Here is a 13,961-nt window from a genome sequence, read left to right as displayed (position 1 = left end):
GTCAAGTTATTCTTGATTCAAAAATGGAGACTTAGATTTGATTTTAAACACGGAATCTGAAAACTCACCAATAGAATCAGGGACAGATACAATTTCCGGTTCGGCGCGTTTTCCAAACATCAAGGTTGCCTTACTAGTAGAGGGAGAGAAAAGAATCTGTGTGATTTTGCTATAATCCCACCGTTTCTGATCATAGAGAGCAAGCACCTTCGTAAGATTCTCTAAAGTCATCTCCTCCTTATTCTCGAACATAAACTCAATAGGACGATTAAAGACTTTATCCAAAAAATTGCCGTAAAACTCATCAATATATAGGTTTCGAGTTTGTGTCATCATCAGTACCTTACGCAATTCCTGACTTAACTCATAGGCTCCGTCTTTGGTGCAAATCACCTGCTCATTGATAGCAACGGATTTCTGAGACCCATTTTTGCGACAGGGATTATTGTTAGAAGACTTTACCACTCGTCCAGAGTTGAGGTCGTCCCCAAGTTGATCAAACTCATCAACCGCTCTGCGTGTGCCTTGGATTATACGCCTGCCTTCACGAATGGTATTGGTTACCTCTTGAACATCTCGACGGATTTCGCGGAGCTCATCGAATAATCCAGCAATCTCGAAGGTGCGAACATTGCTATTGTCATGCTTCCCAGGTGCTATTCTGGCTGTTGCGGGAAGCATTTGCCACATCACGGACGCTGACAACAGGTAAGCTGAACCTTGGAAAATGAATTTGTGAACCATGACTATGGAATCCTGACTTAAAGTGGTCCACTATCTTTTTCTTTTGGCAAAATGAAAATCCGGAAACTTATCGACAATTTTTCCGGATCTGGTCAGCTTACCCTTGTATGATCTCCTCCGATTGAATACCCATGATTAAGAGTGTGGGGAGATGGGGAGATGGGGAGATGGGGAGATGGGGAGATGGGGAGATCTCACAAGGGTAGGTTTTTTAGATTTGGGTCCTGCCCCACCCCCAACCCCCGACCGGTCGGGGGCGGATCACAAGGAAAGGAAAAGGAAAACAACAAAGAAATGATGATTGAAGAGCGATGCAGCGCGGTCTTGGGGAGGCAGCGCGGTCTTGGGGAGGCAGCGCCTTCATGCGGGGGTTTCCCCCATGAGCGACTGCCGTGGTCTCCCCCATGAGCGACTGCCGTGGTTTCCCCCACTCGCGCTTGGGATCAAGACAACGACAAATTAAGTATATTTTCTTATGCCCCACACCCCACACCCCACGCCCCACACCCCACACCTGAGGTCTTTGTTAAAAACCTACCCCTGTGAGGATGGGGAGATGGGGAGATGGGGAGATGAGGAGATGGACAGAATTATCACGGAAATAATTGTATAATCTAATACATATTTGTGAGGATTTATACGTAATTAAAGTACCTACTCGCCGTAAAAAACCTACCCTTGTAAGCTACTCCCTACTCCCTAATCCCTAAACCCTACACCCTACTCCCTACTCCCTACTCCCTACTCCCTATTCCCTATCTCCTCGATTTCCCGTCGATAGCGGGGGCGTGCTGGTATTCCCCAGCATACTTGCTGCTCTGGGATATTACTAAACACAGTGCTGCGAGCACCAATAACGGCATTGGCTCCAATTTGGACACCGGGCGCAATGAAGCAATCGGCGGCAATCCAGGCTCCATTACCAACACTAATCTCAGATGTGATTAAACCAAAGGCTGGGTCTTTCATATCGTGGCTACCAGTACAGAGGTAACATTTTTGAGAAATAACGCAATGACTACCAATGCGAATTCTATCCAAGCTGTAGAAAACCACATCATCCCCAATCCAACTATAGTCACCAACTTCTACTTTCCAGGGGTAAGTAAAACGAGCAGTGGGTCGAATGATCACATTAGTACCCATCTTGGCTCCAAATAGTTGTAGCAGCCATCGGCGGAAGCCATTGAAGTTATGAGGACTTAAGGGAAATGCGATCGCTTGCACTAACCACCAGAGTAAGATGAACCAGCCCGGACGTCCTCGGTCAAACCAAGATTGGTCGTACTGCCGTAAATCCACTAAGGGTTCTAAATCTAACGCTGGTAGTTTACTTAAGTCATTAGTCATATGCAGAATGTAGAATGTAGAATGCCGAATGTAGAATGTAGCATTTAGAATGCCGAATGCCGAATGTAGAATTCTTAATTCTTAATTCTTAATTCTCAATTCTTAATTCTTAATTCTTAATTCTACATTCTTAATTCTAAATGGAGTCTCAGGGATTTGGAGATACAACTGATTGCTTTGGCGTTACTGGTGTCTGTGCTGGTTCAGTTTTTTTTACATTCAGCTTACCGCTAAACTTTTGTAACTCATAGAGTTTGACACCAATTTGATATTCATACTGACTCAACAGGCGTCCATAAATGTACCCAGCTTTTCCATCTAAAAAGCCCAGCTGTATAAAGTAAAACAAAATAAACCGCAGTAATGGTTTAAACGGTAGTCTAACCCAGATTTTTTTCAGAAACCGCTTACGCTGCACGGCGTCTCCAAACAGATTTCCCCCGATGGTGCCAGAGTCATCTTTCCCGGTTAGTAGATTCAGATAGACACGAGCTTCCCAATTGGAGTAGCGATTGTGCCGTTCTAGCCAATGGTAAATGTCCTTAAAGTCAATGTGCAGCATATCATTTTCAAGATAGCCAGCCTTGCCGTTTAGGACAACATGTTCATGGACTTCGTTGTCTCCAGTATTGGGAATTCCTTCCGTTTTCAGGTTTTCGTAGCGACCTTTTTCGTGCTTAAACAACCGTAGATTCCAGTCTGGATATTTGCCACCAAAGCGAATCCATTGTCCTAGGAAGAATACTCTACGATTGATATAGTAGCCATTATAATCTGGATTTTCGATTGCAACAGCAATTTCATCCCAAAGTTCTGGAGTAATGCGCTCGTCACAATCAACAATTAATACCCATTGATTACGGAATTCAATATTTTCTAAGCTCCAATTTTTCTTTTTGGGCCAAAACCCATCAAAATAGAATTGAACTATGTTTGCACCGTATTCTTCCACAATTTCAATGGAGCGATCGCTACTTTGGGAATCGACAACAAAGACTTCATCCGCTCTATTAACACTCTCAAGACAAGCTGGTAAATTAGCTTCTTCATTTTTGGCTGGAATTAGAACTGATACCGGAAGTTTAGTGTTAGGGGATTTCATAATTAAACACCTGCAATTGTGGAAGTTTTATGAAAAGTATATTGGCCAATAATAACTAACAGCAAACCTTAACTAAAATTAAGGCTTATCAGTCAACAGTTAACAGTCAACAATAAACCAAAACTATCTGTGCTATAGCAAAGGGAACAGGGAACAGCGGATCTGGGAACAGCGGATATGGGAGTAGGGAATATCCCATCAAAATTATCTGAATTCCTACACGGATTGCTATATAATATAAGATAACCTATTATCCAGTCTGATTAATGACTGGACTGATTGTGGGATAGAGAGGAGTTGCTCCTTTGTAGCATTCCTTTAATTACTGCACTCAGATAACCGATTTGACCATAGGCATAAACCAAATTATCAAAGCGCAGAGCTGGATTGCGGAAGTGCTTCAAGGATTTGTAGATTCCTCGGATCATTCGTTCACCTCCCCGTAAAAATTGGGCAGTACCAGCACGACCAACCAATTGTTCACGGTAACACTCGCTAATACCTTGCCACCAACCACGATTCAAAAACCAACGTTTATTGATTCGTTCTGGGGCAACATTGTGAGCTACTAGAGCATCAGGTAGATAAGCAACCTGCCAACCATCCTGGAGAGCTAATTCTGTCATATGTAACTCTTCATTAGATAACAGATTTTTACCCACACGACCTAAATTGACATCAAAACCACCGATTTTCTCCAGGAAAGTCCGCCTGATCGAGTAATTTAAACCTCTGGGAGTCAAACCAGGATTTTGGATTTCAACTAGGGTTTCCCCTAGGTCATAAGCTCCCAAATTTCCGGCTAGGTCTGGTGATAACCAGGTCGGAGAGGTAATGCCATCTGGCCACAATAGGGTTACTTTACCACCAGCAATTGCTAGTTTCTCGTTACTTTGATAAGCTTCGTAAATTGTCTTAAGCCAACGGGGACTGGCAACGGCATCATCATCCAGATAAGCTAAAATAGGAGCAGAGGCAGTGGCAGCCCCGGTGTTACGAGCTACGGATAAACCAAGTACGGGTTCATAAACATAGTTTAGTCGAGAGTTGTCTAAGCGTTGGTCAACTATGTTACGGGTGCGATCGCTTGAGGCATTATCGACCACAATTACTTCATAATCGGCAAAATCCTGCTGTAGCAAGCTATCAATGGCTGCACCCAAATATTCTTCACGATTGTGGGTGCAGATGATGGCAGAAATTAGAGGCTCTGACATAGGGAACCTGATCGAGGAAGCTTCATTCTTAGTATTCCCTACTCAACCAGGATTGTTCAACCTTCTTGATTACTTTCATTAACCCATATAGTGTTAATGGGTTATAAATCTATTGTACATATAACATGTAAGTATTCAACAGTCAGTGGTCAACGGTCAGTGGTCAGCGGTCAGTGGTCAGCCGTCAGCCGTCAGCCGTCAGCCGTCAGCCGTCAGCCGTCAGCTTATTTTATTCAAAAGCTGGGTGTAGCGTGGCCACAGGCCAAGGCCTGTGGCCACGCTACGCGAATGGCTGAGAGCTGACAGCTGAGAGCTGATAACTCAGAGCTGATAGCTGATAGCTGACAGCTGAGAGCTGATAACTGAGAGCTTACGATGAGATTACACTGAAGTCATTAGTTGACGCTTCTTTACAAAGATTTCCATAGTTCAGTTTAGTTTTTTTCATCAGCATCTTTCAGAATAAGTAATTGGATTGACTGAAACTCTTATTGGTTATGGCAGTTACTATCAAGCAGTTGAATCAATGGAAACAACAGGAGCGCCAGATTGTGGTGCTGACCGCTGCGGATTATGCGATCGCTCAGCTGTTGGATGAAGCGGGAGTAGACATAATCATGGTCGGGGATTCTCTAGGAATGGTTACGCTGGGTTACTCCACAACGCTGCCAGTCACCCTTGAGGAAATGATTCACCATGCCAAAGCGGTGTGTCGCGGTGTTAAACGGGCATTAGTGGTTTGTGATTTGCCGTTTTTGAGTTATCAGGAAAGTCCTCAGCAGGCAATCCACTCTGCCGGTAGAGTGTTGAAGGAAACTGGGGCATTGGCAGTGAAGTTGGAGGGAGGATATCCTGCCATGGCTGAAACGGTGGGGAGGCTTACCGCTGTGGGAATTCCGGTGATGGGTCATGTAGGTTTAACACCCCAGTCTATTCATCTGCTAGGTTTACGGCAACAAGGAAAAACAGCGGAAACTGGGGAGCGGATTTTACAGGATGCGATCGCATTGGAGCAAGCTGGTGCCTTTGCTATCGTTTTAGAACATATTCCACCGGATTTAGCAAGGTCAATTACACAAAAATTAACTATTCCCACCATTGGCATTGGAGCTGGACCCCACTGTGATGGGCAGGTGTTAGTGACAGCAGATTTACTAGGACTTTCAGAGCGTCAGCCACCCTTTGCTAAGTCTTATGTCAATTTGCGCCAGGTAATTACCCAAGCCGTGCAGGAGTTTAGTACAGAGGTTCGTTCTGGAAAATTTCCATTAGACCCATAATCAAGATATCATTCAAGTAAAAGCTTCACGATGAAAATAGATAGAAGATTTTTTATCGGCTGGATCAGTGCGATCGCTTATGGAATTTTTTCCAAGGTTAATGCTCAACCCTATAATCCAGCAGGTAGAGGAAAAATTGTTATCAATCAAATAGGTTATTACCCAACTGGACCTAAGTTGGCGTTCTTAATCAATGCCCCCAATTCGGAAAACAAGCAGGTTGAACTTGTTGATTTAATCACTCACAAAACGGTTTTTGTGACCAACCTGGGAAACTCTGTAAAGGATAAAGCTAGTAATGATAAGATTAGGGTTATTGATTTTACTAAATTCGATAAATCAGGTAGCTATTACCTCAAATACGGCTATAGTCAATCTTATCCCTTTGGTATTGGTAAAGAAATTTATAAGGATACCTTTACAAAGCTACTCCGGTCTTACTATTTGCAACGGTGCGGTGTTGCTGTAAATGATTCAGTATCTGGAGTAAAACATCCCCCCTGCCATCTCAAAGATGGGATTATTGCCCACAACGATGAGTTTCATAAAGCTGGTGACTTGAAATCTGCCCAAGGTGGCTGGCATGATGCTGGGGATTTTGGTAAATATGTTGCGCCAATGACAGTCACCATCGGACGGTTGTTAAGCTTGTACGAGCAATATCCTAAATTATTTAGGGATAAGCAATTAACTATACCAGAAAGCGGAAATGGTAGACCTGACCTACTCGATGAGGTCAAAGTAGGATTAGATTGGCTGTTGAAGATGCAGCGGGAGGATGGTGCTGTCTACCGCAAGCTGTCAGGAAAAAATTGGCCAGGGGAAATTCTACCCAATCAAGATACTCAAGCACGGTACATTTTTGGGATTTCGACACCTGAGACTGGCAAGTTTGCAGCAGTAATGGCAATGGCTGCTAGAGTTTACACTCCCTTTGACAAGCAACAAGCTCAAACCTACTTACAAGCAGCTCAGAAAGCCTGGGGGTTTCTCCAAAAACAGCGGTCTATGAAGGTGGATTGGCAAGAAGGAGATGACACCGGTTCAGGTAAGTATCTTTTTGGAGAGTGGGATCAGCAAGAATCCTTAAAAACAGATCAAGATGACCGCTTCTGGGCAGCCGTAGAACTGTTTATTACTACAGGGGAGACTAGCTACGAGAAATACTTAGCTAAAACTATCAAAGCCTTTGACTATAGTGATTTTGGTTGGAAAGATCCCTCTTCTCTAGCAATGGTTAACTATTTGGTGCAGAAACAAAGGAAGAGGTCAGACAAACTGAAATTAGAAATCACAGCTAGGCTGATGCGAAGGGCTGATACTCTGATGGAAAAGATTAACCGTAGTGGCTACCGTTTAGCTATTGATAAATTCCATTGGGCATCTAATCACAAGGTAGCTGAAGAAGGAATTACGCTACTGTATGCCTACCGCATCACTGGGAATAGAGGCTACTACAAGGCAGCTGTTGAGCAGTTAGATTATTTGCTGGGGCGGAATCATTTTAATCTTTGCTTTATTACCGGTGTTGGTAGCAACTCCGTGCGTAATGTTCATCACCGGATTTCCCGAGCTAAAAAAATTGTTATCCCTGGTCTGATGGTAGGGGGTCCTAATACTGATGCCCAGGATGAGATTGCTCCTAAAGGGTTGGGAATGTTGAGTTATGTGGATGATGAGCGCTCTTGGGCTACTAATGAATATGCGATTGATTACAATGCTTCGGTGATTGCCTTGATGGGGATGGTGATCGCACAGACTTAATCATTGATAACATGATGTTCCTGGCCAGTGTAAAACCAGCCAGGAACTTTGGTTAAATCAAAAGATTATTTAGCGGCTTCCTCGCGTTCTTTCACTTCCTTAATTACCTCTTCTGCCACATTATTTGGGCAAGGGGCGTAGTGGGAGAACTCCATTGAGAACTGACCACGACCAGATGTCATAGTACGCAGGTCACCAATATAGCCAAACATCTCACTCAAGGGTGCATCTGCCTTAATTCGAGCACCAGTAAGAGTTTTCTCCTGAGACTTAATCATCCCACGGCGGCGATTGAGGTCACCAATTACATCCCCCATGTAATCTTCTGGGGTGAAGACATCCACTTTCATAATTGGCTCTAACAATTGAGGTGAAGCCTTGCCAAAGGATTGCCGATAAGCAGCCCTGGCCGCAATTTCAAAGGCTATAGCCGATGAGTCTACGGGGTGGTAGGCACCATCGGTCAAGGTAACCTTGAAGTCCACACAAGGGAATCCAGCCAACAGACCCTTTTGAATACTGCTTTCAAAGCCCTTTTGCACAGCAGGCCAAAATTCTCTGGGGACATTACCACCAGTGACCTTGGACTCAAACTGGAAGCCAGTACCGGTTTCACCAGGTTCAATAATGTAATCGATTTTACCATATTGACCAGAACCACCAGACTGCTTCTTGTGGGTATAGCTGTCTTCGATGCGCTTAGTAATGGACTCACGGTATGCCACTTGGGGCTTACCTACCTCCACCTCAACGCCATGAGTCCGTTTCAGGATATCAACCTTAATGTCTAGGTGCAGCTCACCCATGCCCTTAATGATCGTTTCGCCACTTTCCTGGTCAGTTTCAACGTGGAAAGATGGGTCTTCCTGTACCATCTTGCTCAGGGCAATGCCCATTTTCTCAGAGCCACCTTTTTTCTTAGGTGCGATCGCAATGGAAATCACGGGGTCTGGGAAGACCATCGGCTCAAGAGTAGCAGGATTTTTCGGATCACAGAGGGTATGCCCAGTCTGGACATTTTTCATGCCAACGATGGCAACAATATCACCTGCCTGGGCAGAGTTAATTTCTTCCCTGGAATCCGCATGCATTTCTACCAAACGACCAATACGCTCAGTTTTACCGGTGAAGGTATTAAGTACTGTGTCACCCTTGGATAAGGTTCCTGAGTAGATACGGGTAAAGGTCAGAGCACCAAAGCGGTCATCCATGATCTTAAATGCCAAGGCACGCAAAGGTTTTTCTGGGTCAACATAGGCCAGTGTACCGGTTTCGTTACCTTCTAGATCGATTTCTGGCTGGGGTTTGACTTCAGTGGGATTCGGGAGGTAGTCAACTACAGCATCAAGTACCAACTGCACCCCTTTATTCTTGAAGGATGAACCGCAGTAGGTAGGGAAGAAAGCCAGATCACGAGTTCCCTTGCGAATGCAACGCTTAAGGCTTTCGATATCTGGTTCTTCCCCTTCTAGATACTGTTCCATCACCTCGTCATCCTGCTCCACAGCCATTTCAATTAACTGCTCGCGGTAGGTTTCTACATCATCAACCATGTCGGCGGGAACATCTTGAAGCTCATAGTTCATGGGATCCCCAGACTCATCCCATACCCATGCCTTACGGGTTAGCAAATCTACTAAACCCACAAAATCGTTCTCAGTTCCGATCGGCAGTACCATTACCAGAGGCTTAGCACCAAGGACATCTTCTACCTGCTTAACAACTCGGTAGAAATCAGCCCCCAGACGGTCAAGTTTGTTTACGTAGATAATCCGAGCAACTTTTGAGTCATTGGCGTAGCGCCAGTTAGTTTCTGACTGGGGTTCTACACCACCTGAGCCACAGAAAACACCAACGCCACCGTCGAGAACCTTCAGAGAACGGTAAACTTCAATGGTAAAGTCTACGTGACCTGGGGTATCAATAATGTTGAGTTGGTGGTCTTTCCAGAAACAACTGGTGGCGGCAGACTGAATAGTAATACCGCGCTCTTGTTCCTGTTCCATAAAGTCCGTTGTAGCTGCACCTTCGTGAACCTCACCAATTTTGTGGATTTTCCCGGTAAGTTTTAGTATCCTCTCCGTCGTAGTTGTCTTGCCTGCGTCCACGTGAGCAAAGATACCTATATTTCGATAACTAGTGAGGTCTTTCATAGTTACTCCTTTATTTACTCCTTAATAAAATTTAAACAAAATCTATGCATATTAACAACAGTATGCCCTGATGGGGTATCATTGTTGTCCTGATGGACAAGCAAGAGGAAATATCAATCACAGAATAACCAGCCCTCGCCATCATTGCCTGCTCAAAAAAATTAATCAGGGAACGACGGTTTGTAGGACTATCAATTATCCACAGTCAAGCCACAGAGCTTTGGAAAATGCGATCGCTATTTTTTGGGCTAGTTGAATAGTCTGCTTGTGTCACCTAATAGCCCTTATCCGTAAGAAAAAAACTCAATTTGAGGGACCAATGGATCTTGAACAACACCCACACCAACAAACCCCCACCGTTCAAGCAAATTCTTCAACTGACTCCCTGAAACCGACTCTACAGAAAATTCGTCAGCTAAATCAGCACCGTGGGTATTGAGATAACTCAGGGCATCAAAGTGTTCGCGAAACATCAACAGATATCCAGCTCCAGCCTCTGGGCTACCAGCTTTCGGTTGGGCAACTAGATAACGACCGTTCCTTCTAGAAAGAATCAGATAATGAATTTGGGTGAACATCTTGAAAATAGGTAAGCATTCAGCTATCAGCAGTCAGCAGTCAGCTAATCAACGGAAGGTATAAAATCAGCTTACTGAGTGGTACTGCTGCTTGAAAATCCCTGCTCATTTTACTCATCCGACCCAGTGCAGTGAAAGTGTCTGCTAGCACATCAATTAGCGTGCGGGTAGCGCATTAGCTGATAGCTGATAGCTGATCGCTGACGGCTGAATACTTACGAAAATAGTGCTGAGGCACGTCCGCGAGTTAGGAAGGCAGCTATGCTGAAGGCATAAGGCAGGAGGTATTAGGGACAATACTTTCAGTATTTTGTTCCTGATTTAATCAAAGGTCTTATTCTATTTTGGTTGTCAAAAAAAATTGACCTCAAAAGGGAATTTCGGACAAGGAAACACAGAGTTACCACTTCATCCTCGAGACTTCATTATCCATTGTCTATTTCAAATCTTCTAGACGTATTCGAGGATCAACCACTTTTAGAAGCAAGTCTGCTAACAAATTCCCCAAAATCAGCATTGTAGCCCCCATCATCAAGCTTCCCATGACCAGATAGAGGTCTTGAGCAGTTACCGCCTGTAAAATCAAACGACCTAAACCTGGCCAGTTGAAGAAAATTTCAGCAATAAATGAGCCACTGAGTAGAGACGCAAACTCAAAGCCAAGGATGGTAATCAGAGGATTGATAGCATTGCGCAAGGCATGGATATAAATAACTCGATTTTCTGGTAGTCCCTTAGCACGAGCGGTCTGAATGTAGTCTTGCCGTAGCACATCCAGCAATTCACCCCTAGTAATTCGCTGTAGACCTGCAAAACTAGTAATGGATAGAGCAATAGTTGGCAAAATCATATGCCAGCCAATATCCAAAACCTTTCCAATGGCGGATAAATCATCATGATTGATACTGGTCATACTACCGACAGGAAATAAGGGGGAAAGATTCTGGGCGAGTATGAGCAGCAACAGAGCAGTGATTAGGCTGGGGAAACCCTGACCTGTGTAGCTAATGACTTGCAGGAATCGGTCAGTGGTTCGATTCTGATTAACAGCAGCCAGGATACCGAGAGGAATAGCGATCGCCCAAGTAATAAAGATTGAGGCTACGGCTAAGAGTAAGGTGGCTGGTATCCGCTCTAATAACAAAGATGACACAGGACGGAAGTAAGCGAAACTAGTACCAAAGTCAAACTTGGTCACAACTCTTACTAGCCAACGCCAATACTGAATAATTGCTGGCTGATCTAAACCAAATTGCTCCTTGAGTTCCTCGATTCGTTCCGGAGAAATTTTGGGATTTTGCCTGAGGGTATCCAGAAAATCTCCTGGTGCAAGCTGAATAATGGCAAAACTTAGAGCAGATGCCAACAGCAAGGTCAAAAGACCCTGCAACAGTCGCTTAACTACATACAGAAAGGTCTCACTCGTGACCAGAAGTTTTAGTCTATGCCAAGCCCCATCAAACCGATTGATAATGCTAGAATCTCTAGTAGAAGAAGTCATATAATAGTCGTTAGTTGTTAGTCATTCGTCATTGCTTTAAAGTCCTTTAATTCTTAATTCTTAATTCTTAATTCTTAATTCTTAATTCTTAATTCTTAATTCTTAATTCTTATAAACTTGGCTCTTCCGTACTTGTTATGCTAAATTAACACTTTGCCAAAGGGACTGAGGCCGTTGGCCACGCTACGCGAACGGAGCAGGGACTGAGGCCGTTGGCCACGCTACGCGAACGGAGCAGGAGGAAGAGGCAGCTATATTGGAAAAATTTATGGTTAAATAGCCTCATAACCCTTACACAGTAAGCGTTTCGTGGGTTTTTAACTATAAATTTAGCATAGTAGGTACTGAAGAACCATAAACTTATCTTTTGAGCAATGACTAATAAGTAATGGTTAACTAATAGTCAACCAGGGTGATCAAGGGAACATCAGGCAGTTGCTGACGTCCACCTAAAGCCTGTAATTCGATGATAAAGCCAAGACCTACCACTTGACCGCCTGCTTGTTCTACCAGCTTGACTGTAGCTGCTGCCGTTCCTCCAGTAGCTATTAAATCATCAATAATCACAACCTGGGAGTTAGGTGTGAAAGCATCTTGATGGACTTCCAACGTATCTGTGCCGTATTCTAGATCATATTCAGCCGAGTATACCGCTGCTGGTAGCTTACCTGGTTTGCGCACTGGGACAAACCCAGCCCCGAGTTGGTAAGCTATGGGTGGTCCAAATATAAAACCACGAGACTCCATACCAACAACGTAATCAGCGCTTACTCCTGCTTGCTGAAATTTTTGAGCTAAGGTATCGATAGTGTAGCGAAGTCCTTCTGGATTTCTCAGGAGGGTAGTGATATCCCTAAATACAATCCCTGGTTTGGGAAAGTCAGGGATATCGCGAATCAGAGATTTTAAATCCATTGGTAGGTGAAGTTAGTTATCAATGGGGTTTGACTCAAACTATAGCTTGCCATTCCCTTTCTTTGACACTCCCCGCTTTAAAAAGACGGGGATTCCTAGATCTACGACCGGCCTTAAACCTCCGTGTCCAAATGGCAATATCTAAACCTGAACCCCGTCAAGACCAAGATTCTAGTCAGTTCACGAAAGACCCAGCGGGCTAGTCTCGCGATAGCGTTTAGTTACTTTTTGAAAAGTGCCTTATAAAGTCCGTTTCTTTTCTGTTGCACTTGGTTTCGGCGTGCCCCGCCGTACCATTTATTTTTCTGAGGGTCGTATTTTTGCTGGGTTCACACACCAATTGTTAGTTGATGATTGGGTTTTTAAGGAGGACTTTCCCTACCCTCCGGGCATTTCTTCTTTAAGGTCAAACAATTGCGGGTCTCTATCCCGGTTGTGCCTCGGATTTTCAGCCTGTGCCCATATTTAAATGATACTCTAGCGCTATAAAATTGTCAACCTTTTCAATAAAATTGTATTTAGGCGACTAAAGTCGGTACCAGGCTTTCATCCCCGGTTTAAAAACACGGGGATGAAAGCCTGGAGCCGTTCTGTAAAAGCGTACACTAGAAAGCTGAACCTTGGGTAATTCCTTGGAACAAATCTATTCAATAGGTTTTCACTGTTAGGATAAGCGCAAGGAGAGTGAATCTTTCGACGGACCGTAATGCTGACCAATAGTCCTGCTTCCCAGTCAAACCCAATAATTTTAGATAGCCTACCTGATTTCAGGATTCCAGCTCAAGGCTGTCCACCACGAACTCGGCTGCATATTGACCTAATTTTACTCGCCATTGAAGCTCTCGAACTGGGAGGTTCTGAGGCAATGCTATTGGCGGCTAGAGAGCTGGAACTTCAGGAGATTATTAAAAATCGTGTTGTTCTTTGGCGTATGCGCTCTACCAATCCCTGGCGGCGCTCTTACACACGACGTCCTCTAACTCCAGAAGAAGCTAAGGCTTTAGTGGTGATTGCTAGTCATATGGCACGCCGAATGACAGTTCTGATTCGGCAGTTGTTGACGGCTTATGAACAACTGCTGGAAAAGCAGGTACCTCTAGAACAACATTTTCGCCTATCTAAGTATTTGGAAAGGTTCCAGGCTCATTTTCGCAGCCGGATGAACCCCCGTCGCTCTAAAGTCGCTGCCTATAACTCTGAAGAAAAGTTGAATCAACTCGCAATTTCTCTATTGAGTGAGCTTCTGTTCTGTACAGGCACTTCTGGAAGGCAAAGATTATGGACTAGTCTGTTTGATGGGGAATTGCCTTGAATGTTTTTGTTGTTGCTGATTATCGACATGCCATCAAGTATCAAG

At 44.2% G+C, this 13,961-nt stretch carries 15 protein-coding genes; 7 read left to right on the top strand and 8 right to left on the bottom strand.

All coding sequences use genetic code 11. From position 1 onward, the window contains the following. Positions 1-6: 6 nt before the first annotated feature. On the bottom strand, positions 7-744 hold the full coding sequence (locus BJP34_RS32625; RefSeq protein WP_070395923.1) for a hypothetical protein: 738 nt from the start codon (positions 742-744) through the stop codon (positions 7-9). Between the two features lie 151 nt (positions 745-895). On the opposite strand from BJP34_RS32625, the gene BJP34_RS45045 reads away from it, so the two are divergent. Both BJP34_RS45045 and BJP34_RS45040 read left to right on the top strand, forming a co-directional pair. Next, complete coding sequence (locus BJP34_RS45045; protein ID WP_158517600.1) at positions 896-1,042, top strand: hypothetical protein; 147 nt, start codon at positions 896-898, stop codon at positions 1,040-1,042. A gap of 177 nt (positions 1,043-1,219) precedes the next feature. Beyond that, positions 1,220-1,357 carry a hypothetical protein gene (locus tag BJP34_RS45040; RefSeq protein ID WP_158517599.1) on the top strand — a complete coding sequence of 46 codons (138 nt, stop codon included), beginning with the start codon at positions 1,220-1,222 and terminating at the stop codon, positions 1,355-1,357. A 128-nt stretch (positions 1,358-1,485) separates the two neighbouring features. Here the strand turns inward: BJP34_RS45040 and hpsU are convergent, their stop codons facing one another. From hpsU to BJP34_RS32605, 3 genes are all read right to left on the bottom strand, one after another. Further along, positions 1,486-2,094, bottom strand: coding sequence for a hormogonium polysaccharide biosynthesis acetyltransferase HpsU (gene hpsU / locus BJP34_RS32615; RefSeq protein WP_070395921.1), 609 nt, complete (start codon positions 2,092-2,094; stop codon positions 1,486-1,488). A gap of 148 nt (positions 2,095-2,242) precedes the next feature. Further along, positions 2,243-3,196 (bottom strand): glycosyltransferase family 2 protein, encoded by a 954-nt coding sequence (locus tag BJP34_RS32610; RefSeq protein WP_070395920.1) that lies wholly within the window; start codon positions 3,194-3,196, stop codon positions 2,243-2,245. 263 nt (positions 3,197-3,459) lie between these two features. Next, complete coding sequence (locus BJP34_RS32605; RefSeq protein WP_070395919.1) at positions 3,460-4,413, bottom strand: glycosyltransferase family 2 protein; 954 nt, start codon at positions 4,411-4,413, stop codon at positions 3,460-3,462. A gap of 96 nt (positions 4,414-4,509) precedes the next feature. Here BJP34_RS32605 and BJP34_RS38010 point away from each other — a divergent pair, with 96 nt between their 5' ends. From BJP34_RS38010 to BJP34_RS32595, 3 genes are all read left to right on the top strand, one after another. After that, positions 4,510-4,716, top strand: a complete 207-nt coding sequence (locus tag BJP34_RS38010; protein WP_083305467.1) for a hypothetical protein — start codon at positions 4,510-4,512, stop codon at positions 4,714-4,716. Positions 4,717-4,910: 194 nt separating this feature from the next. Then, positions 4,911-5,693 (top strand): 3-methyl-2-oxobutanoate hydroxymethyltransferase, encoded by a 783-nt coding sequence (gene panB / locus BJP34_RS32600; RefSeq protein WP_070395918.1) that lies wholly within the window; start codon positions 4,911-4,913, stop codon positions 5,691-5,693. Between the two features lie 30 nt (positions 5,694-5,723). After that, complete coding sequence (locus BJP34_RS32595; protein ID WP_070395917.1) at positions 5,724-7,457, top strand: glycoside hydrolase family 9 protein; 1,734 nt, start codon at positions 5,724-5,726, stop codon at positions 7,455-7,457. 65 nt (positions 7,458-7,522) lie between these two features. Here BJP34_RS32595 and fusA read toward each other — a convergent pair whose 3' ends face one another. Then, complete coding sequence (gene fusA / locus BJP34_RS32590) at positions 7,523-9,610, bottom strand: elongation factor G (RefSeq protein WP_070395916.1); 2,088 nt, start codon at positions 9,608-9,610, stop codon at positions 7,523-7,525. A 70-nt stretch (positions 9,611-9,680) separates the two neighbouring features. Between fusA and BJP34_RS41570 the strand changes: the two genes are divergently transcribed. After that, positions 9,681-9,866, top strand: coding sequence for a hypothetical protein (locus BJP34_RS41570; RefSeq protein ID WP_149031298.1), 186 nt, complete (start codon positions 9,681-9,683; stop codon positions 9,864-9,866). A 28-nt stretch (positions 9,867-9,894) separates the two neighbouring features. Here the strand turns inward: BJP34_RS41570 and BJP34_RS32585 are convergent, their stop codons facing one another. From BJP34_RS32585 to BJP34_RS32575, 3 genes are all read right to left on the bottom strand, one after another. Continuing rightward, on the bottom strand, positions 9,895-10,188 hold the full coding sequence (locus tag BJP34_RS32585) for a hypothetical protein (protein WP_070395915.1): 294 nt from the start codon (positions 10,186-10,188) through the stop codon (positions 9,895-9,897). 436 nt (positions 10,189-10,624) lie between these two features. After that, positions 10,625-11,689, bottom strand: coding sequence for an ABC transporter permease (locus BJP34_RS32580; RefSeq protein ID WP_070395914.1), 1,065 nt, complete (start codon positions 11,687-11,689; stop codon positions 10,625-10,627). Between the two features lie 396 nt (positions 11,690-12,085). Further along, positions 12,086-12,604, bottom strand: a complete 519-nt coding sequence (locus BJP34_RS32575) for an adenine phosphoribosyltransferase (protein ID WP_070395913.1) — start codon at positions 12,602-12,604, stop codon at positions 12,086-12,088. 706 nt (positions 12,605-13,310) lie between these two features. Between BJP34_RS32575 and BJP34_RS32570 the strand changes: the two genes are divergently transcribed. Next, positions 13,311-13,916, top strand: a complete 606-nt coding sequence (locus BJP34_RS32570) for a DUF3038 domain-containing protein (RefSeq protein WP_070395912.1) — start codon at positions 13,311-13,313, stop codon at positions 13,914-13,916. The last annotated feature ends 45 nt before the right edge of the window (positions 13,917-13,961 follow it).

This window comes from Moorena producens PAL-8-15-08-1, assembly GCF_001767235.1.
GTDB lineage: Bacteria > Cyanobacteriota > Cyanobacteriia > Cyanobacteriales > Coleofasciculaceae > Moorena > Moorena producens_A.
The sequence above is the reverse complement of the archived record's forward strand: the minus strand, read 5'-3'. Positions and strand labels throughout refer to the sequence as shown.